Origin of the sequence: Lentzea sp. NPDC051208, from assembly GCF_040682435.1 — a bacterium.
Lineage (GTDB): Bacteria > Actinomycetota > Actinomycetes > Mycobacteriales > Pseudonocardiaceae > Lentzea > Lentzea kristufekii.
Genome location: NZ_JBFBAW010000002.1, coordinates 37246 through 55689, shown reverse-complemented (window position 1 = coordinate 55689; position 18444 = coordinate 37246). Strand labels below are relative to the sequence as shown.

The following is an 18444-nucleotide window of genomic DNA, read 5'->3' as shown; positions in this document are numbered from 1 at the left end:
GACCCCTAGCGATGCTCGACCGTGCCGTCGTCGACGCCCTGTTCCCCTCGGACCTGCCCGAGCCGTCCCACTGGGAGGAGCAGTACCCGCCCCGCGGGCTGGGCGAAGGCGCGAAGGTCACCCGCCTGGGGCCGTCGCCGACCGGGTTCCTGCACATCGGCGGCCTGTACGTCGGCATGATCGACCGCGACCTGGCGTCCCACTCCGGCGGTTCGTACATCGTGCGCGTCGAGGACACCGACCAGGCGCGTGAGGTGCCCGGCGCCGTCGAGCAGTTCAACAAGGCGTTCAAGTACTTCGGCATCGAGCCCGACGAGGCCGACGCGGTGGGCTCGTACGGCCCGTACCACCAGTCGCAGCGCGAGCAGATCTACCTGACGTACGTGCGTGAGCTGCTGCGCTCCGGCCACGCGTACCTCTGCTTCGCGACGAAGGAAGAGCTCGCGGACATCACCGCGCGCCAGCAGGCCACGAAGCTGCCGACCGGCTACTACGGCCGCTGGGCGATCTGGCGCGAGAAGACCGCCGAGGACGTCCAGGCCGCTCTGGACGAGGGCCGTCCGTACGTCGTGCGCTTCCGTTCGCCGGGCAAGGCGGGGGAGCGGACGAAGTTCGTGGACGCCATCCGCGGCGAGCTCGAGCACGACGCCAACCGCAACGACGTGGTGATCCTCAAGGCGTCCGACCAGTCGCCGCGCCTGCCCACCTACCACTTCGCGCACGCCGTCGACGACCACCTGATGCGCGTGAACCTCGTGATCCGCGGCGAGGAGTGGATCTCGTCCGTCCCGACGCACCTGCAGCTGTTCGACGCCCTGGGCTTCGAGCGGGTCGAGTACGCCCACATCGCGCCGCTGATGAAGCAGCAGGGCGGCTCCCGCCGCAAGCTCTCGAAGCGCAAGGACCCCGAGGCGTCCGTCGAGTTCTTCATCGAGGCGGGCTTCCCGGCACCGGCCGTCCAGTACTACCTGCGCGGCCTGGTCAACGCCCGCCTGGCGGAGCTGCCGCTCGCCGAGGCCCTGCAGGAGCCGATCTCGCTCGCCGAGTGCGGTGTCGCGGGCCCGCTGGTCGACCTCGTCAAGCTCGACGACATCTGCGCCGACTACGTGGCCACGCTGTCCGGCGAGGAGATCATCTCCCTCGTGTCGGAGTGGGCGGAGACGTACGACCCGGAGCTGGTCACCGTGCTGGCCACGGAGCGCGAGGCGGCACTGGCGGCGCTGAAGGTCGAGCGCGGCCCGGAGGTCGCGAACCCGCGCAAGGACCTCCGCAAGTGGGCGGACTTCCGCACCGCCTACGGCTTCTTCTTCCCGTCGCTGTTCCCGCTCGTCTCCGACCGCACCGACGAGCGCCTCGGCGGACTCTCGCCGGAGCTGATCGCCGCGTTCGCCGCGGACTTCGCGGACGGCTACGCGGACCTGGAGGACGGCCAGGAGTGGTTCGGCCAGATCCGCGAGCTCGCCGCGAAGCACGGTTTCGCGCCGAACCCCAAGGAGCTCAAGAAGAACCCGGACGCGTACCCCGGCTCGATCCGTGAGGCCGCGCAGCTGATCCGCGTGGCGCTGACGGGCTCGAAGGCGAGCCCGGACCTGCACGCCGTGGCCCGGACGCTGGGCACCGACGAGGTGCTGCGCCGGGTGCGCGCGCTCGCCGGCTGACGGTTGTTCCTGACGGCCCCTGGTTCCTGCGGGAACCGGGGGCCGTTCGTCATGCGGTACCCGCGCGAACCCGTCGAACCGCGCAGCCCATTCCTCGGCCTGCGCGGGCTGGTGACCTTCCGCCGCGAGTCGCACGACCGCGAACGCCGGGTCGATCCAGGCCGCGCCGGTCCGCGCATGTGTCGAGGTGCAGTGCCTTCGAGCACGTGAACTAGGAGCACATCGCCCGTGAGCCAGCCGATCACCGACGAGCAGTGGTGCGACGCGGAGACCATCTGGGACTACCACCAGATGGGGCATGAGCGGCGTCCGGTCGATGTCGCCATCGGCCTGGGCAGTCACGATCTCGGCGTTGCCGCCTTCGCGGCCGAGCTGTACCACCGCGGGTTGTTCCCGCTTCTCGTCTTCAGCGGGGGCAACAGTCCGACGACGGCTGCCCGGTTCCCGCGCGGCGAGGCGGTGCACTTCCGCGAGCACGCCTTGTCGCTCGGTGTGCCGGACAGCGCGATCCTCGTGGAGCCGAACGCGGGCAACACCGGGCAGAACGTGACGCTGTCGCGTGCGCTGCTGGCGCAGAACGGTCACGCACCTCGCTCGGTGCTGCTCATCTCGAAGCCGTACATGGAGCGCCGCTCCTACGCCACGTGCCGGAAAGCCTGGCCCGAGGTCGAGGCCGTGTGCGCCTCGGAGCCGCTTAAGTTCGGTGACTACGTGCGGTCGATCGGCGATGAGAGGCTCGTCATCGACATGCTCGTCGGGGACCTGCAGCGTGTGGTGGTGTACCCGAAGCTGGGCTTCGCCGTGGAACAGAACGTGCCGGCGGGTGTGCTGGCCGCCTACGAGCGGCTGGTCGCCGCAGGGTTCGACAGCCGGATGCTGCGTCCGTAATCGAGCGGCGGTCCGCCGGTGCCTCGCCACATACTGCTGAGGTGACGGGGGAGAACTGGCTGGCCGGCTGGGCGCGTGAGTTCGCGGAGCTGCGCGCCAGGCGCATCGAGTCGTGGGTCGGTGTGGAGTGGGCGCTGCGCGAGGACGTGGCGGGCAGCGGACCCCAGTTCCACGACCCGAAGGTGCCCTGCCTGCAGCTGTGGGGGTTGCAGGCGGTGCTCGACGACGGTGGGCTGTTCAGCGTCTGCACGTACGACCACGAGACCCTCTGCGGGCTGTGGCGCAACCGGCACCCGGAGTTCGAGGCCAAGCTGCAGAACTCGCGGATGTGGGACGAGCACGGCGGTGGCACCCGCTGGAGAGTGCTCAGCGAGCTTCCGGCCGGGGAGGTCGAGCAGGTGACCTGTTTCGCCGACGAGGGCGTGCTGGCCGAGGTGCTCCTGGAGGTCGGTGGGCGGCCGCTCCTGCTCATGGCGGGCGAGCTGTACGAGACCTGGACGGACGAGCTGGACTTCCATCGGCTTGACGAATCGGTGCTGGCCTTCACCGATCCCGCGGCGGCCGGACGGATCCCCTGGACCACGCCCCGGCAGGGCCTCCGAGTCGTCTGAACGAACCCCTCGGACCGGTATGGGAACTTCGTCCTGAAACTTTCCGGAACAAAGTCGTGAGAGCGTTCCCATTGACGTGGACGTAACACGCCGTTGAGGATCGGCGGCATGCATTGGAGAAGCACTCTCGCCGCAGTGCTGGGGCTGACGCTCGCCGCCGGCACGACATCGGCGGCGGTCGCGCAGGACGCACAGCACTGGCCGCCGAAGCAGCCGGTCATCGGCCAGCCCAAGACCGAGCACGGCTGCGCCCGCATCGAGAGGTCCCTGCCCACGCTCAAGGACTGGCCGAAGGTCGAGAGCCAGCTCAAGGGCGACCGCAAGGACGAGGCGCGCATCAAGGCGATCCTCAAGGACATGACGCTGGCCGAGAAGGTCGGCCAGATGACGCAGCCCGAGATCGCCGCGATCACGGCCGCGGACGTCACGACCTACGGGTTCGGCTCGGTCCTCAACGGTGGCGGTAGCTGGCCCGGGGCCAAGAAGAACGCGACGCCGCAGGAGTGGCTCGCGCTCGCCGACGCCTACTTCGACGCCTCGAAGCAGTCGCGCACCAAGATCCCCCTCATCTGGGGCATCGACGCGGTGCACGGCAACAACAACGTCTACGGCGCCACGGTCTTCCCGCACAACATCGGTCTCGGTGCGACGCAGGACCCGTGCCTCATCCGCGACATCAACGCGGCCACGGCCGAGCAGATCCGCGCCACCGGCCAGGACTGGGCGTTCGCGCCCACGCTCGCCGTCGTCGAGGACGACCGGTGGGGCCGCACCTACGAGGGCTTCTCCGAGGACCCGCGCATCACGCGCGCCTACGGTTACGAGGCCGTCAAGGGCCTGCAGGACAACGCGAAGAAGCGCATCAGCGAGGACGGCGTGATCGCCACCGCGAAGCACTTCATCGGTGACGGCGGCACGACCGGTGGCAAGGACCAGGGGATCAACCCCTCCACCGAGCAGAAGATGATCAACCTGCACGGCCAGGGCTACTACGGTGCGCTGGCCGCGGGTGCCCAGACGGTGATGATCTCGTTCAACAGCTGGACGAACGACGTCATCAACGAGGGCAAGGTGCACGGCAGCAAGTACGTGCAGACCGGCATCCTCAAGGAGAAGATGGGCTTCGACGGCCTGCTCGTCTCCGACTGGAACGGCATCGGCCAGGTCACCGGCTGCACCAACGCCAGCTGCCCGCAGGCGATCAACGCCGGCATGGACATCATCATGGTGCCGAACGACTGGAAGGCGTTCATCACCAACACGATCGCCCAGGTCGAGTCCGGTGAGATCCCGATGGCGCGCATCGACGACGCCGTCACCCGCATCCTGCGCGTCAAGCTGCGCGCCGGCACGTTCGACGCCCCCAAGCCCTCGCAGCGCGAGCACGCGGGTGAGCAGGAGGCGCTGCAGCACAAGGAGCTCGCCCGCGAGGCCGTGCGCGAGTCCGCCGTGCTGCTGAAGAACGAGAAGCGCGTGCTGCCGTTGTCCAAGCGCAGCAAGGTTCTCGTGGTCGGCAAGAGCGCCGACAACATCGGCAACCAGACCGGTGGCTGGACGCTGTCCTGGCAGGGCACCGGCAACACCAACGCCGACTTCCCGAACGCCACCAGCATCCTCAAGGGCATCCAGGACACGCTGGGCGCCGCGAACGTCACGTTCGCCGAGACCGCGGACGGCGTCGACCCGGCGCAGTTCGACGCCGTCATCGCCGTCATCGGTGAGACCCCGTACGCGGAGGGCGTCGGAGACCTCGGCAAGCGGTCGTTCGAAGCCGCCCGCCTGCACCCGCAGGACATCGCCGTGCTGGACAAGGTCTCCGGCAAGGGCAAGCCGGTCATCACCGTCTACGTCGGTGGCCGCGCGCTGTACATGAACAAGGAGCTCAACCGCTCCGACGCGTTCGTGGCCGCCTGGCTGCCGGGCACCGAGGGCGGCGGCATCGCCGACCTGCTGATCAAGGGCCGTCACAACGGGTTCAGCGGCAAGCTGTCCTACTCGTGGCCGGCCGAGGCCTGCCCGGCGCTGCCCGGCGAGCCCGCCAAGACGCCGCTGTTCAAGCTCGGCTACGGCCTGCGCGACTGGGAGACCGGCCGCGTCGGCAAGCTCGACGAGACCAGCCCCGGCGCCCTGTGCTCCGGCGGTGGCGGCGGCACGGCCACCGAGGACCTGGAGATCTTCAACCGCACCGACATCGCGCCGTACCAGTCGATGATCGGTTCGGCGGAGAACTGGGGCGGCACCGTGGTCGGCCCCGACGGCCAGGCCTCGCACGCCGAGATCAACGTCGTGCAGTCCGACGTCAACGTCCAGCAGGACGCGCTCAAGACGACGTGGACCGGCACCGGCCCCGGCCAGGTGTACCTGCAGAGCCCGGCGGGCAGCGACCTGCGCGGCTACGGCAACGCCAACGCGGCACTCCAGTTCGACGTGATCGTGCACCAGGCCCCGGCCAACCGCACGGTCATCAGCTCGCACTGCGTGTACCCGTGCATGGCCGAGATCGACGCCACGCAGGCGTTCCGCAACCTCCCCGTCGGGCAGAAGTCGACCGTCAAGATCCCGGTCTCCTGCTTCTCCGACAAGGGACTGGACCTGGAGAACATCAACACGCCGTTCCTCGTCTACACCGACGGCGCGTTCCAGGCCTCGTTCGCGAACATCCGGTGGGTGCCCAAGGCGGGCGCCGATCCGGACGCCCTTCCCTGCACGTAACGCTCGCAGGTGAAGCGATAGACCCGCGCGCCCCCGCCGACACCCTGGCGGGGGCGCGTTCCTGTGTGGACTCCGGCGGGAGAGTTCTAGCTGTCGAGGTCCACCGGCTCGCCCCTGATCGCGGTCACGGAACCGCCGGTCTGGGCGGCGAGCCAGACCTCGAAGTCGTCCGGGTCCTTCGTCAGAACGGTGAAGGTGACGTCATGACCGTATTCGGTGTCCGCGACGTGGTACCCGGCCGCGCGCAACGCGTTCTCCAGCTTCCCCGCCTGATCGTGGTCCACGGCCAGAAGCACGCTCTCGTGCCGTTCGCGGGTGAGCGTGCCCAACGCGTCAACGGCCTCGGAGACGGCCCGTCCGTAGGCCCGGACCAGGCCACCGGCACCGAGCTTGATCCCGCCGTAGTAGCGGGTGACGACGACGGCGGTGTCCACGAGGTCCCGGCGCGTCAGCACCTCCAGCATCGGCACACCGGCCGTACCGGCGGGTTCGCCGTCGTCGGACGAGCGTTGCGTGTCCGCGGTGCGAAAGGCCGTGCAGTTGTGCGTGGCCTGCCAGTGCTCCTTGCGGATCCGCGCGAAGAACTCGGCAGCCTCCTGGTCGGAGGTGACGCGGGCGACGTGGCACAGGAACCGCGACCGCTGGATCTCGATCTCGTGCGTGCCGTCCCGCCTGATCACCTTCACTGCTCGATTGTCCGCCTGCGCTGCTCGGCCTCACCGAACAGGGCCTCCAGCTCGGCGGGCGGCACCTCTTCCAGCTGCTCGTACGTGCACTCCAAAGGCGTCTTGTCTTCGCGGAACCGCACCAGACGGGCCGTGTGCCGGAACCGTCTGCCCTGCACGTGCTCGTACCGCACCTCGGCCACGCGCGTCGGTTCGAGCAGCACGACCTGAAGCTGCTTCTCGGGGTTCCACCGGCTGTTCATGCCAGGACCCTCGTACGTCGCCCACGCGCTCCACGGATGCTCGGCCGGGTTCAGCAACGGCTTCAGCTCCTCGACCAGCTCCCGCCGCCGCGCCGCGGTGAAACTGCTGGCCACGCCCACGTTGTGCAGTTCGCCGTCCTGGTAGAGCCCGAGCACCAGCGACCCCACCGTCTCGCCGTCCTTGTGCAGGCGGTAGCCCGCGACCACGCAGTCGGCCGTCCGCTCATGCTTGACCTTGAACATCACGCGCTTGTCCGGCTCGTAGACGCCGTCCAGCGCTTTGACCATCACGCCGTCGAAGCCCGCGCCCTCGAACCGGGTGAACCAGTCCTGCGCGACCTCCGGGTCCGCTGTGGACGGTGTCAGGTAGACGCCGGGGACCTCGGTGACGACCTCCTCCAGCATCTTGCGCCGCTCGGCCAGCGAGAGCCCGGTGACGTCGTCGTCACCGCAGGCCAGCAGGTCGAACGCGACGAAGCTCGCCGGCGTCTCGACGGACAGCTTGCGGACGCGTGAAGCCGCCGGGTGCAGTCGCAACTGGAGCGTGTCGAAGCTCAGCCCGGCGGGCGTGACCAGGATGATCTCGCCGTCCACCACGCACCGCGGCGGCAGCGCCTGCTTCAGCAGCTCGACGACCTCGGGGAAGTACCTGGTCAGCGGCTTGTCGTTGCGCGACCCCAGCTCGACCTCGTCGCCGTCGCGGAACACGATGCAGCGGAAGCCGTCCCACTTGGGCTCGTACGCGAGTCCCTCGCCGCGTGGCAGCGAAGGGACTGACTTCGCGAGCATCGGCTTCACCGGCGGCATGACGGGCAGGTCCACAGAGGGACCATAGGCCGTGTCGGGTGAATCCGTTCGATGAGAGTCACGTCTGAGCGGTTTTGTGACGGTGCCGCCGCTGCTCCCTCATACCGGGCGTATTCGGGAGTTGCGGCGGTGCCGTCACAAAACCCCTCAGGCGCGGCTATCGCGGACGGATTCACCCGACACGGCCTAGCTCAGCGCAACGCCACCGCGAGCTTTTCGAGTTCGCGCACGTCAGCGTCCATGCCGTCGTCTTCGGGGATCGCGAGCGCGATGGGCCGCCGCATCGTCACGGCCCCCGACCGGCGGGTCTCCAGCCCCGCCCGCAGCCGTTCGGACAACGGCAGCTCGGCGGGCGTCTCCGCGACGTACGGGCTGATCCGCACCAGCCCGTCCCGGCACTCGATCACCCGCCGGTAGTACCGCCGGTGCACGCCCCTCAGCGAGAACGCATCACGCTTCGACGGCACGCGGTGCAGGGCGTCCTCGGGGAACGACTGGTGCAGCAACGTCCACAGTGGAGCAAGCCGGTGGTACGCGCGCAGGTGCCGCAGCCACAGTCTCGTCGCCGCGAACCGCATCGCGGCGATCGGGTAGATCACGCCGACGACGGACAGGAGCACGCCGGGCAGCAGGAACCACACGGCGGCGGTCAGCAGCCAGCGGGGGAGCGGCTCGCCGAAGTAGCGGGAGACGTTGGACGACACGAAGATCGCGTCGGCGGGGACCAGCAGCGCGAGTCCGGTCGAGGTGATCAGCAGGCCGCGGCGCAACCGGGGCTCGGCGCCGCGGGCGTACCGCCGCGCCCACACGAACATCGTCGCGAAGCCGTAGAGCAGATAGCCGTTGCCCAGCGCGTAGAACACCGTGATGGCGAGGACGCCGGTCGGGCCGCCGCCCAGCGAGTTCGGCACGCGCGCCGCCGCCACCCGCAGGTCGTCCGGGATCGCGAGCACCGCCCACGTCATGGCGCTGACGCACAGCACGAGCGGAGCGAGCTGGAGCAGCGCCTGCCGCCGCGCGGGGGCGTCGTCGAGCGCGGAGAAGATGAAGAAGCAGATCAGGCCGTACACGCCGATCTGCAGCATCGAGTGCTGGATCAGCTGGCAGACCATCGGGTCGAGCCCGAGGAACCACCGCCCGCCGGCCGCCGCGCGTCCGAAGGGGTACCCGATCGCCCAGCCCGCCACCAGGCCGGTGACGCTGCGCAGCCGCGGGTCGGAAGGCCTGCGCGCCAGCAGGTAGAGCACCACGGCGAGCGCGGAGAACGCGACGATGCCCTGGGTCTCCTTGAGGTACTCCACCTACAACCACCCCAGACGGTCCGCGAGCGACTTCGACATGCGGCGCGCGGGGCCCTCCGACGCGCGTGGCGCCACCTTGTCCAGCACCGACGCCCACTCCAGGATGATCGTCGCCACCGTCTCGGCCTCGCGCTCGTGGTCGGAGTCGTAGGAGGTGCGCCGCAACGCCCGCCGCACCGCGTCCGGTTCGAGGTCGGGGTAGAGGCCCGCGAGCAGGTCGTCGTCCTGCTCGTCGCTCGTGTGACCGGCCAGCAGGTGGCCGAGTTCGTGCAGGATGATGTGGTTCTGGTGCGCCTTCGACGTCTCCTGCTGGTACAGGATGTAGTCGGCCTTGGAGGTGGAGATCCACACCCCGTACGGGCCGGGCACCGGGATCGGGTGCGCGATCAGCCGGATCGGCTTGCCGCGCTGGTCACCGACGCGCCGGCAGAGCTCCTCCACGTCGAGCGGTGGCTGGATGTCCAGCTCGTTCAGCAGGCGGCGGCACCGCTTGCGCAAATCTCGTTCGGCCACATGTCATCCTTCGCCGCGCTCGGCCTGTTCCTGTCGGTAGACCACGTCGAGCAGTTCCATGACGAGACGCCGGCGGTCCGGGGACAGTTCCCCCGCGCGCATCGCCATGAGCTGCGCGTCGCTGCCCGAAGCGATCTCGTTGAGCCTGCTCTGCTCGTCCTGCAACGACTTGAGCTGCTCGTCGACCCGGTCGGTGACCTCGTCGTCGAAGAAGTAGCTCACGGGCACACCGAAGAAGCCTGCCAGTGCCTGCAGGTGCTTGAACGTCGGGTTGTCCTTCTTGGCCTTGCGCAGCTGCCAGATGTAGCTCTGGGAGATGGTCACGCCGGTCTCGGCGATGGCCGCGGCGACCTGCTCGTTGCTGTACTCCTGGCCGGACCGGGCGGTGTGCCGGGCGAAGAGGTGGTTGAGCTTGTCAGCCAGGGACCGTTCCCCCGCCATTGCCGCCTCCCCGTTGCGCGCAGTGAGCGTCTCCACTCATGGAAAGGGCTATCTGGGTGAGTGGATTTTCACCAGTTGAAAGCCCTCCAATGGCCAACATAGACTCCAGCCCGTGCCTGCCTCAACTTCGGAGGATCTGGGAGATGGCGCTTGCTGAACGACAGGGGTCGTTTCACCGCTCGGTGATCGACGTCGTCTACAAGACCATGGACCAGCTCGCACGGACCGACTCGCCCAACGAGGTCTTCGAACTGCGCGAGCAGCTTCGTGACGCCCTGCCGTGGTGGCGCGGGCTGCTGCGGATGCACGAGCCGAACGAGCGGCATCGGTGCAAGTCGTGCCGCGCCTGGTACGGGCGGCACCGCGCGTGGCCGTGCCCGGTGTGGCGGGACGCGATGCAGGCGCTGCACCAGCTCAACGACATGTACGGGTTCCTCGGGGCGGCGCGTCCGGCCGACCCGATGCCGGGGAAGCGGGTGGTCGTGAGCGGTCCCGGCCGCCTCGACGACCAGAACCGCTCACGGTCCTGAACTAACCGATCCTGAAGCTCTGCGCCGCCGACCCGGTGCAGGTCGCCTGCACCAGCTGGACGCCGTCGGCGGAACTGGCCGGCGCCGACAGGCACTTGTTCGAGTGCCGGGCCGTGATCGTCGAGTAGCCGTCCGCGCCCGTGGTCACCCGCCACTGCTGGTTGGTGCCGCCCCCGTAGGTCCAGAGGTGGATGCCGGCGTTGTCGGCGGTGGACACGTTGCTCACGTCCAGCACCTTCGCCGGGTCGTTGCGGTACTCGACGCGGGAGTAGCCGTCGGTCGTCGCCACCGCGCGGAAGTTCTGCGCCGCGGTGCCGTTGCAGGTGTACTGCTGGATGACGGTGCCGTTGTTCACCCCCGCGGCGGCGGCGTCGACGCACTTGCCGTTGCCGCGGTTGACGATCGTCTTCCACTCGCCCTGGGGCGGCGGGGTGCCGCCACCGCCCAGCCACAGCAGGCTGTCGATGAGGAAGTCGTTCTGGGTGGGGCTGGCGAACGTGGACGACAGCGGCCGGTTCGCCGCGTAGTCCATGGCGTTGTGGCCGAAGTTCGCGTAAATCATCTTGTAGTTCTCGTTGGTCCACATGATCGGGTAGTAACCGCTGCGCCACTGCTGGTTCGGGTCGGTGCCGAGCGGGAAGCTCGACGGGTCGACGCTCGCCAGGACCTGGATGTCCGGGTTCTGCCGCAGGTCGCGGTCCCAGCTGTACCACTCGCTGACCGCCGACGTGAACCTCTCCGGCAGGCGCAGGGTCGAGGGGTGCGTGCGGGTCTCGACCTTCAGCACCGCGGTGGTCGGGCCCCACGTGTTGCTGACGAAGTTGCCCTTGGCCAGGAACGTGTTGTGGTACCACGGCCACTCGGCGGCGTTCTGGGTGAACGCGCTGACGTGGAAGCCGAAGAACCCTCCGCCGGCCTCGACGTAGCGCTGGAAGCCCGTGCGTGCCGCGGCCCCGGTGGGCGCGTCGTCGAGGAAGATCACGACCTGCGCCTGGGCCGGGGTGAGGGTGTTGAGCCGGTTCCAGTCACGGGTCGACTCGTAGGTGAAGCCGTTCTCCTGGCCCGCGCGGGTGAGCCAGGGGTTCGCCTCGTTGACGAACGCGATGTGCGCCGCGTCCCAGGTGCCGTTGTAGAACGCGAGGACCTTGAACGGTGCCGCCTGTGCCGGGCTCGTCGCCGAGACGGAGACCGGGACGAGGGTGGCGGCGAGCAATGCCAGCAACGCCAACAGTTTTCGTGCCATTCGGGTACACACCTTCGACTAGCAGGGGTTGCGCGCCCGAAGATCATCGTAGGGAAGGTCTAGACCTGTTGGGGACCGGGACGTTCACAGAATTCTTCTGCGCCACAACAGGAACCCGCCGAGCACGGCGAGCCCGCCCAGAGCGGCCACCACCGCCGACATGCCGAACCTCGTTGCGCTGGAAGGAGGTTGTTCGGCACTCGACGCAACGGGAACAGGCCGCGGGATGCTCGACGCCGGCGCGGACGGCTTGGCCGACGGCGCCGCGGAACTGGTCTGGGCCGGAGGCGCCGTCTTCACCGGCGGCGCTGCGACGGGTGCGGGCTGGGCCGCCGGCGTGACGGGCTTCGCGGGTGCCGCGATCTCCACGTCCGTGCACGAGTAGTAGGTGTCGGGCGTGTCCGTGTTCTGCCAGACCGTGTAGATCAGGTGTCGTCCGGTGCGGTTCTTCGGCAGCTGCACCTTGAACTCGTACGAGCCGTTGACGAGCGGGGGAGAGGGCACGTTCAGGAACTGGTCGAGGTCCGCCCACCGCAACGGCTGGGCCGGCGAGTAGCCGTCGCGTGTCACGTAGAACCGGAACGAGCCCTGGTGCGGGATCGTCGCCTTGTACGTGAAGTCCGTGCTCTTCAGCTTCGTCGCCGGCCAGGCGGCGGACGGCAGGTCCAGCCCGCCGTACTTCGCGAGCCCGGCGCTGCACAGCCTGCCGTCCGGAACCTTCTGCGCGTCCTGGCCGCGCACGTTCGGGAGCCGGATGTTGTCCCACTCCGTGGACGGCAGCCCCGCCGCGATGGCGCTGCGGCAGGGCGGGGATGATGCTGTGGGTTGACCTGGCGAACACAGGAAAGCCCTGCTCGCGGGGTCGGTGGGCGCGCCATGGGCGTGCGCGGGAACCACAGAGAGCATCATGAGCAGCGATAGCACGCCCAAAAGGCGAAACACAGGCACCTCCCCTGTCCTTCTAGGGGTACGCGTGCCAGACCCAAGTCGTTCACGGAAGATGTATTGACATGTCCTTCGCTGATGAGGTGTCCGCGGCCGCAGCCCGGCTCGGTGGTGTCGCACGTACGACGCCGCTGGAGGTCAACCAGCGGTTGTCCGAGAGGACCGGCGCGCGCGTGTGGTTCAAACGCGAGGACCTCCAGGTGGGCCGCTCGTACAAGCTGCGCGGCGCGTTCAACCTGCTGTGCCAGACCGAGTTCGCGTTCGGCGGCGCGGTCTGCGCGTCGGCCGGCAACCACGGGCAGGGCATGGCGTACGCCTGCCGCCGGCTGGGCATCGAGGGCCGCGTGCACGTGCCGCGGACCACCCCGCGCCAGAAGCGCGACCGCATCCACGCCCTCGGCCAGGGCATGGTGCAGCTGGTCGTGGACGGCGACACCTACGACGACGCGGCCGCGCTGGCCAAGGAGTACGCGCAGAGCACGGGCGCGACCCTGGTCCCGGCCTTCGACGACCCCCGCACGGTCGCGGGCCAGGGCACCGTCGGCCTGGAGATCGTCCAGCAGCTCGGCGGCGCCCCCGACGTGGTCGTGGTGCCCATCGGCGGCGGCGGCCTGCTCTCCGGCGTCGGCACGTGGTTCAAGGAGCGCTTCCCGCGCACCCGCATCATCGGCGTCGAGCCGGCCGGTGCCGCGAGCATGATCGCCGCCATTCAGGCGGGCGGCCCGGTGACGCTGCCCGAGGTCGACTCGTTCGTCGACGGCGCCGCGGTCCGCCGCGCCGGCGACGTGACGTTCCCGATGGTGCGCGACAGCGGCGCGGAGCTGCTCACGGTGTCCGAGGGCGCGGTCTGCACGGAGATGCTGGAGCTGTACCAGATCGACGGCATCATCGCCGAGCCCGCGGGCGCCCTGGCCTCGGCCGCGCTGCTGGAGGAGATCTCCGTCGCGCCGGACTCGACGGTCGTGTGCCTGCTGTCCGGCGGCAACAACGACGTGTCGCGCTACGCCGAGATCGTCGAGCGTTCGATGATCCACCGCGGCCTGAAGCACTGGTTCCTGGTCGAGTTCCCGCAGGAGCCCGGTGCGCTGCGGCGGTTCCTCGACGACGTGCTCGGCAAGGACGACGACATCGTGCAGTTCGAGTACATGAAGCGGGACAACCGGGAGACCGGGGCCGCGCTGGTGTGCATCGAGCTGGGGCGCCGCGAGGACTACGACCTGCTGTGGGGGCGGATGAAGGAGTCACCGCTCAAGATCCAGCACGTGGAGCCGGGGTCCACGGCGTACCGCTTCCTGATCTGAGCTGTGTCAGCGGTTGGGATTCGCCAGTAGTTCGGGGACGAGATCCTTGAGCCGCTGCCTGGTCCGCTCGTCGTCGCGGAGAGGCTGATCCGCGCGTCGCTCACGCCGGTGTGTCGCCGTGCGCGGCGCGTTCGTGACGCAGGAAAGGGGCGTGCCGGGCACCCCGTTCGCGGAATGCCCGGCACCTGGCGGGTGCTACGGCTTGGGCGGACAGACCTTCCACGCGAAGTGGTAGGTCGTCTCGATCGATCCGTCGGTCGAGTCCATCGCGATGAAGCTGGTGAGCTTCTTGTCGGACGTGCCCGCCATGACGCGCAGCTCCGTGTTGATGTTGAAGTTCCGCTTCTCACCGCACGGGTGGTAGACGATGGCGGCCACGTCGGTGGTGTCCGTCGCCTGCCAGTCGTCGCTGAACGGGCCCTTGTAGTTGTGCTGCTTGTACTCGGTCTGCGACATGCCCTGGAAGTAGTAGTTGGCCTTCTCCAGGGCCGTGGCGCCGCGTTCGAGGTGCGCGAAGCCGCGGTAGTCGGTGGACGCGATGCCGTAGGTGAAGCCGGACGGCACGTTGACGCGCAGGTTCAGCTGGCAGTTCTTGCGGAAGTCGGTGGGCAGGGCCTGGGGCCCGACCTGCGCCATGAACTCGCTGTAGGTGACGGTGAACGCCTTGTTGTCCGGGCTGACGGCCACGGCCGCGGTTCCCGCCCGGCAGCCGGAGCCGTTGATGGTCACGACGTCGATGGTGATGTGGTCCGGAGGCGGGGTGTCACCGGGAGCCCCGCCGGGCGGGACGATGATGGTCGACATCGCGAACACGGCCGCGGCCAGTGTGTTGAGCATGGGGCACCTTTCCGTCTGGGTCCAAGGAAATGAACGGGCGGCGGCAATCGGTGCCTGGATCAGCAGCGCTTCCAGGAGAACTGGTACTTCGTGCTCACGCTGCTGTCCGTGGAATCCATCGTCATGAAGCTGTTCGCCTTGGACGCGGTCCCCGCGTTCACGCGCAGTTCGGTGTTGATGTTCAGGTGCCGGACTTCTCCGCAGGGCGCGTAGATGATTTCCGAGACCGTCGCGCGGTCGGTGGCCTGCCAGTTGTCGCTCTTCGGGCCGGTGAACGTGTGGGTGCGGCTCGCGCTCTGCGACATGCCCTGGAAGTAGTAGTTCCCCTTCTCCGTACCCGTGGCGCCCTGCTGCAGGTTGGCGAATCCGCGGTAGTCCGCCTGGGCGATGCCGAACGTGAAGCCCTGCGGGTAGCTCACTCTGATGTTGAGCTGGCAGTTCTTGCGGAAGTCGGTGGGGCCTGAGCCCTGACCGGCCTGGGCGAGGTAATGGCTGTACGTCACCGTGAACGCCGTGCGGTCGTCCGCGGCCGCGACGGCCGCGGTGCCGGCGGGACAGCCGGAACCGTTCACGGTCACGACGTCGATCGTCACGAAATCAGGAACATCGGATGCTGCGTGGGCGGCCGGCGCGGTCAGGACCGCGGACAGCGCGAGGGCAGCAGCCGCCACCGTTTTCAGCATGGCCAGCCTTTCTGAACATAACTGCGGGTAGCGGCGGCGGAATTCAGACGATATCGGAAACTCTGCGTGGTGACGGGCCGCCGAATGGGTGACTGAATTCGGCGGTAACGCATTGATGAATGCAGGTCCAATTGCACGGACGAAATCTTCGGCCGTGCGCGAACCATGCTCACCCACGGTGTGCCGAATTGACCTGACGATTGTCTGACGATCGCCGGGGGCTGCTCCGGACGAGTGAGGGGCGCCTCTCCCCGGCCCGGGAAGAAACGCCCCTCGTCCAGCGTTGACACTGACGACTTCGTCCGAACCGATGAGGAGTGCGCCTGATGGCTCCCGACCAGCTGACCGTCTACTCGACCTCGTGGTGCGGCTACTGCCGGATCCTGAAGAGTTCGCTCGACCGTGAAGGCATCGAGTACGTCGAGATCAACATCGAGGAGACGCCCGGCGCGGCCGACTTCGTGATGAGCGTGAACGGCGGCAACCGCACGGTGCCCACCGTCCACTTCCCGAACGGCTCCGCGCTCACCAACCCGTCGCTGGCCCAGGTCAAGGAACAGCTCGCGGCTTGAGGGCTACTCGTACAGGGACGCCGTGGTCGACTGACCGTCGAGCGTCTCGCGGAGGATGTCCGCGTGGCCCGCGTGCTGCGCGGTCTCCCGGATCAGGTGCAGCACGATCCGCCGGATCGACATGGGCTGCGGGTCCTGGTCCCAGGGCGCGGACGGCAGCGGCACCAGCTTGTCGAGCGAGGCGGTGCGCACGGCCTCATCGGTCGCGCGCACCGTCTCGTCGTACGACGCGAGCAGTTCGCCGAAGTCGTCGCCCGTCCAGGTGTACTGGTCGAAGTCCAGCATTCCCGGTGGGGGCAGGGGCTGCTCGGTCAGGATGTGGGTCCAGCCGCGCTCACACCAGGTGAGGTGCTTGAGCAACCCACCCAGCGTGAGCTCGCTGACCGTCGTGCGCTTCACCGCTTCGGCGGCGGTGAGACCCCGCATGGTGACGCGGAAGGTCCTGCGCTGGTCGTTCAGTTCGTGCAGCAGATCGTTGAGCTCCATGGTCATGCAGTGAAGCTATGACCGAACTAGGACCGCTCGAGTCCTAGTGAGGCGGGCCACTAGCAGTACAGGTTGCCGCCAGGGGTCACGCCGATGATTCCGGTGATCTGCTGGTACTTCGAGACGCGGCTCTGGACCTGCGCCGGATTGCGGCCATCGCACTCCAGCGAACCGTTGATGCTGCGGATGGTCTGGCCGAAACCGGCGCTGTTGACCATCGCGTCGTGCGGCGTCATGGTGCCGGGACCGCGCTGGGTCATCCAGTACCAGATCGCCGTCCTCCACGCGGTCGTGGAGTTCTGCGCCACCTGCCACGGGTTCCCGAGCAGGTCGAGTCCCAGGTAGTCGCCGGCGGCCTTGTAGTTGAAGTTCCACGACAACTGGATCGGACCGCGGCCGTAGTAGGCGTAGGTGCCGGCGGGGCAGCCGTACCACTGGCTCTCATCGCAGAGGTCGTTGTTCTTGTTGATCTCTTCGATGTAGACGAGGCCACCGGTCTCGTGTGACGCGTTCGCGAGGAACGCCGCGACTTCCTGCTTCTTCACCGTGTCGCTGCCGGTCGTGGCGAAGCCGGCGACCGTGCGCGTCGCGTCGACGAAGCCCTGGAAGGTGTAGAAGCTGTTGCGGTTGGGGAACATCTGGTTGAACTGGGCCTCGGTGATGAGGAAGTCGCCACCGCCACCACCGCCGCCGCCACCGTCGCAGCTGTGCGGTTCCCAGAACCAGGTCGACACCGTCGGGTCGTAACCGGGGTTGTCGTGCTCGGCGATGTAGTACGAACCGTTGTACCGCACGATGTTGCCGGTGTAGTACTGCCGGCCCGCGACCCAGTCCGTGGCACTGGTGCAGGTGCCGCCGCCACCACCTCCACCGCCGTCACAACTCGTCGGCTCCCAGTACCAAGTGGAGATGATCGGGTCGTAGCCGGGGTTGTCGTGCTCGGCCACGTAGTACTGACCGTTGGTGTACTTCACGATCGAGCCGGCCGTGTACCACGTGCCCGCTGCCCAGTTCGTGAACGAGCAGGCCTGCGCGGACACTTCCGCCTGTGCTGACGCGGTCGGCGCGATGACGGCCATGGTCGCCGCCATCGTCACCGCCGCGAGAGACGCCAGAATTCGTTTTCTCAGCAAGGTCACTCACTCCTGGAGTCTTTGCGCCCGGAGGATCAGGTGTGTGAACAAAGCTGAGGTTGGCACCGGTGGTCCAGACCAGTCAAGGGTCTAGACCTTTTTCGTCACCAGCAGTACAGGTTCGATCCCGTTGCGACACGGATGATCGAGGGCCGCTGCGTGTTACCGCTCTCACGGTGGCAGGCGGGGTAGGCCGCGCACAAGAGTCGGTCCATGCCCTTTGAGGTACGCGAACCGGTTCGTCAGGAGCCGGAGCCGTACGGGCGGGTGATGATCTCCAGCGCGTGCCCGTCCGGGTCGTTCCAGTAGACGCCGCGCCCGCCGTCGTTGCGGTTGATCTGCCGGGGCTGGGAGTGGAACGGGTCGGCCCAGTAGTCGAGGCCGCGTTCCTGGATGCGGCCGAAGATCTGGTCGAACTCCTCCTCGGTCACGAGGAACGCGTAGTGCTGCTCGGTGATCGGGCCCTGTGCGGTGATGTAGTCGAGCGAGACGCCGTTGGCGACCTCGACGACGAGGAACGGGCCGTAGCGCACCGGGTCGGGCAGGCCGAGCAGTTCGGTGAGGAAGCGCGCGGAGTGGTTCTGGTCGCTGGCGTGGACGATGGTGTGGTTGAGCTGTACGGGCATGGGTACTGCTTACTCGCGTGTCAGCGGGTTGTCAGCGGGAATGGGGTGGCAACAGCAACCAGTTCGCCCCCGTCGAACTGTGGGGCAAGCCGGCCGCCACCCCGTCCAAGTGCACCGCCGCCTACGGGATGATCAGCGTCCAGCAGGACGACGACTTCACCGCGTTCTCCAGCAAGCGCTGCTAGTTCCTGGACAAAACGAGACAAGAACAAGCAACACCGCGGCCGAA

20 protein-coding genes are annotated in these 18444 nt (G+C 68.2%); 8 read left to right on the top strand and 12 right to left on the bottom strand.

Features of this window, described 5'->3' with window-relative positions:
* Nucleotides 1-11: 11 nt before the first annotated feature.
* The 4 genes from AB0M48_RS04605 (at nt 12) to AB0M48_RS04590 (ending at nt 5869) form a co-directional block, all read left to right on the top strand.
* On the top strand, nt 12-1658 hold the full coding sequence (locus AB0M48_RS04605; RefSeq protein WP_363835961.1) for a glutamate--tRNA ligase family protein: 1647 nt from the start codon (nt 12-14) through the stop codon (nt 1656-1658).
* Between the two features lie 228 nt (nt 1659-1886).
* Nucleotides 1887-2546, top strand: coding sequence for a YdcF family protein (locus AB0M48_RS04600; RefSeq protein ID WP_363835960.1), 660 nt, complete (start codon nt 1887-1889; stop codon nt 2544-2546).
* A gap of 41 nt (nt 2547-2587) precedes the next feature.
* Nucleotides 2588-3157 (top strand): hypothetical protein, encoded by a 570-nt coding sequence (locus AB0M48_RS04595; RefSeq protein WP_363835959.1) that lies wholly within the window; start codon nt 2588-2590, stop codon nt 3155-3157.
* A 108-nt stretch (nt 3158-3265) separates the two neighbouring features.
* On the top strand, nt 3266-5869 hold the full coding sequence (locus AB0M48_RS04590; RefSeq protein ID WP_363835958.1) for an exo 1,3/1,4-beta-D-glucan glucohydrolase: 2604 nt from the start codon (nt 3266-3268) through the stop codon (nt 5867-5869).
* A gap of 86 nt (nt 5870-5955) precedes the next feature.
* On the opposite strand, the gene AB0M48_RS04585 is transcribed toward AB0M48_RS04590, so the two are convergent.
* The 5 genes from AB0M48_RS04585 to AB0M48_RS04565 form a co-directional block, all read right to left on the bottom strand.
* Nucleotides 5956-6555 (bottom strand): YigZ family protein, encoded by a 600-nt coding sequence (locus AB0M48_RS04585; protein WP_363835957.1) that lies wholly within the window; start codon nt 6553-6555, stop codon nt 5956-5958.
* Nucleotides 6552-7619 carry an ATP-dependent DNA ligase gene (locus tag AB0M48_RS04580; protein WP_363835956.1) on the bottom strand — a complete coding sequence of 356 codons (1068 nt, stop codon included), beginning with the start codon at nt 7617-7619 and terminating at the stop codon, nt 6552-6554. Before AB0M48_RS04580 ends, AB0M48_RS04585 begins: the two co-directional genes overlap by 4 nt.
* Before the next feature lie 176 nt (nt 7620-7795).
* Entirely contained in the window at nt 7796-8905 is a 1110-nt protein-coding gene (locus AB0M48_RS04575) for an MAB_1171c family putative transporter (protein ID WP_363835954.1), read from the bottom strand.
* Nucleotides 8906-9418 carry a hypothetical protein gene (locus tag AB0M48_RS04570; protein WP_363835953.1) on the bottom strand — a complete coding sequence of 171 codons (513 nt, stop codon included), beginning with the start codon at nt 9416-9418 and terminating at the stop codon, nt 8906-8908. It abuts the gene before it with no gap.
* Between the two features lie 3 nt (nt 9419-9421).
* Nucleotides 9422-9859, bottom strand: coding sequence for a helix-turn-helix domain-containing protein (locus tag AB0M48_RS04565; RefSeq protein WP_258950518.1), 438 nt, complete (start codon nt 9857-9859; stop codon nt 9422-9424).
* 143 nt (nt 9860-10002) lie between these two features.
* On the opposite strand from AB0M48_RS04565, the gene AB0M48_RS04560 reads away from it, so the two are divergent.
* On the top strand, nt 10003-10389 hold the full coding sequence (locus tag AB0M48_RS04560) for a hypothetical protein (protein ID WP_363835952.1): 387 nt from the start codon (nt 10003-10005) through the stop codon (nt 10387-10389).
* 1 nt (nt 10390) lies between these two features.
* On the opposite strand, the gene AB0M48_RS04555 is transcribed toward AB0M48_RS04560, so the two are convergent.
* Together AB0M48_RS04555 and AB0M48_RS04550 are read right to left on the bottom strand one after the other, a co-directional pair.
* Nucleotides 10391-11632, bottom strand: coding sequence for a ThuA domain-containing protein (locus tag AB0M48_RS04555; protein WP_363835951.1), 1242 nt, complete (start codon nt 11630-11632; stop codon nt 10391-10393).
* A gap of 84 nt (nt 11633-11716) precedes the next feature.
* Nucleotides 11717-12556, bottom strand: a complete 840-nt coding sequence (locus AB0M48_RS04550) for a lytic polysaccharide monooxygenase (RefSeq protein WP_363835950.1) — start codon at nt 12554-12556, stop codon at nt 11717-11719.
* Nucleotides 12557-12642: 86 nt separating this feature from the next.
* On the opposite strand from AB0M48_RS04550, the gene ilvA reads away from it, so the two are divergent.
* Nucleotides 12643-13878 (top strand): threonine ammonia-lyase IlvA, encoded by a 1236-nt coding sequence (ilvA, locus tag AB0M48_RS04545; RefSeq protein WP_319982873.1) that lies wholly within the window; start codon nt 12643-12645, stop codon nt 13876-13878.
* A 195-nt stretch (nt 13879-14073) separates the two neighbouring features.
* Here ilvA and AB0M48_RS04540 read toward each other — a convergent pair whose 3' ends face one another.
* Nucleotides 14074-14715, bottom strand: a complete 642-nt coding sequence (locus AB0M48_RS04540; RefSeq protein ID WP_363835949.1) for a DUF4360 domain-containing protein — start codon at nt 14713-14715, stop codon at nt 14074-14076.
* Nucleotides 14716-14774: 59 nt separating this feature from the next.
* The gene (locus AB0M48_RS04535) at nt 14775-15398 is read right to left on the bottom strand and encodes a DUF4360 domain-containing protein (protein WP_363835947.1); all 624 of its coding nucleotides are present in this window, start codon (nt 15396-15398) and stop codon (nt 14775-14777) included.
* Nucleotides 15399-15724: 326 nt separating this feature from the next.
* Between AB0M48_RS04535 and AB0M48_RS04530 the strand changes: the two genes are divergently transcribed.
* Nucleotides 15725-15970 carry a mycoredoxin gene (locus AB0M48_RS04530; RefSeq protein WP_030472806.1) on the top strand — a complete coding sequence of 82 codons (246 nt, stop codon included), beginning with the start codon at nt 15725-15727 and terminating at the stop codon, nt 15968-15970.
* Nucleotides 15971-15973: 3 nt separating this feature from the next.
* Here the strand turns inward: AB0M48_RS04530 and AB0M48_RS04525 are convergent, their stop codons facing one another.
* The 3 genes from AB0M48_RS04525 to AB0M48_RS04515 form a co-directional block, all read right to left on the bottom strand.
* On the bottom strand, nt 15974-16462 hold the full coding sequence (locus AB0M48_RS04525; protein WP_363835946.1) for a DinB family protein: 489 nt from the start codon (nt 16460-16462) through the stop codon (nt 15974-15976).
* A 53-nt stretch (nt 16463-16515) separates the two neighbouring features.
* The gene (locus AB0M48_RS04520) at nt 16516-17589 is read right to left on the bottom strand and encodes a glycoside hydrolase family 19 protein (RefSeq protein ID WP_363836615.1); all 1074 of its coding nucleotides are present in this window, start codon (nt 17587-17589) and stop codon (nt 16516-16518) included.
* 242 nt (nt 17590-17831) lie between these two features.
* Complete coding sequence (locus AB0M48_RS04515) at nt 17832-18215, bottom strand: VOC family protein (protein WP_363835945.1); 384 nt, start codon at nt 18213-18215, stop codon at nt 17832-17834.
* A 17-nt stretch (nt 18216-18232) separates the two neighbouring features.
* Between AB0M48_RS04515 and AB0M48_RS04510 the strand changes: the two genes are divergently transcribed.
* Nucleotides 18233-18400: a hypothetical protein gene (locus AB0M48_RS04510; RefSeq protein ID WP_363835944.1), complete on the top strand. Its 168-nt coding sequence runs from the start codon at nt 18233-18235 to the stop codon at nt 18398-18400.
* The last annotated feature ends 44 nt before the right edge of the window (nt 18401-18444 follow it).

Coding starts and splice junctions, on each gene's coding strand:
- AB0M48_RS04605 (WP_363835961.1), top strand. CDS start 12: ATGCTCGACCGTGCCGTCGTCGACGCCCTGTTCCCCTCGGACCTGCCC.
- AB0M48_RS04590 (WP_363835958.1), top strand. CDS start 3,266: ATGCATTGGAGAAGCACTCTCGCCGCAGTGCTGGGGCTGACGCTCGCC.
- AB0M48_RS04565 (WP_258950518.1), bottom strand. CDS start 9,859: ATGGCGGGGGAACGGTCCCTGGCTGACAAGCTCAACCACCTCTTCGCC.
- AB0M48_RS04560 (WP_363835952.1), top strand. CDS start 10,003: ATGGCGCTTGCTGAACGACAGGGGTCGTTTCACCGCTCGGTGATCGAC.
- AB0M48_RS04555 (WP_363835951.1), bottom strand. CDS start 11,632: ATGGCACGAAAACTGTTGGCGTTGCTGGCATTGCTCGCCGCCACCCTC.
- ilvA (WP_319982873.1), top strand. CDS start 12,643: ATGTCCTTCGCTGATGAGGTGTCCGCGGCCGCAGCCCGGCTCGGTGGT.
- AB0M48_RS04540 (WP_363835949.1), bottom strand. CDS start 14,715: ATGCTCAACACACTGGCCGCGGCCGTGTTCGCGATGTCGACCATCATC.
- AB0M48_RS04535 (WP_363835947.1), bottom strand. CDS start 15,398: ATGCTGAAAACGGTGGCGGCTGCTGCCCTCGCGCTGTCCGCGGTCCTG.
- AB0M48_RS04530 (WP_030472806.1), top strand. CDS start 15,725: ATGGCTCCCGACCAGCTGACCGTCTACTCGACCTCGTGGTGCGGCTAC.
- AB0M48_RS04525 (WP_363835946.1), bottom strand. CDS start 16,462: ATGACCATGGAGCTCAACGATCTGCTGCACGAACTGAACGACCAGCGC.
- AB0M48_RS04515 (WP_363835945.1), bottom strand. CDS start 18,215: ATGCCCGTACAGCTCAACCACACCATCGTCCACGCCAGCGACCAGAAC.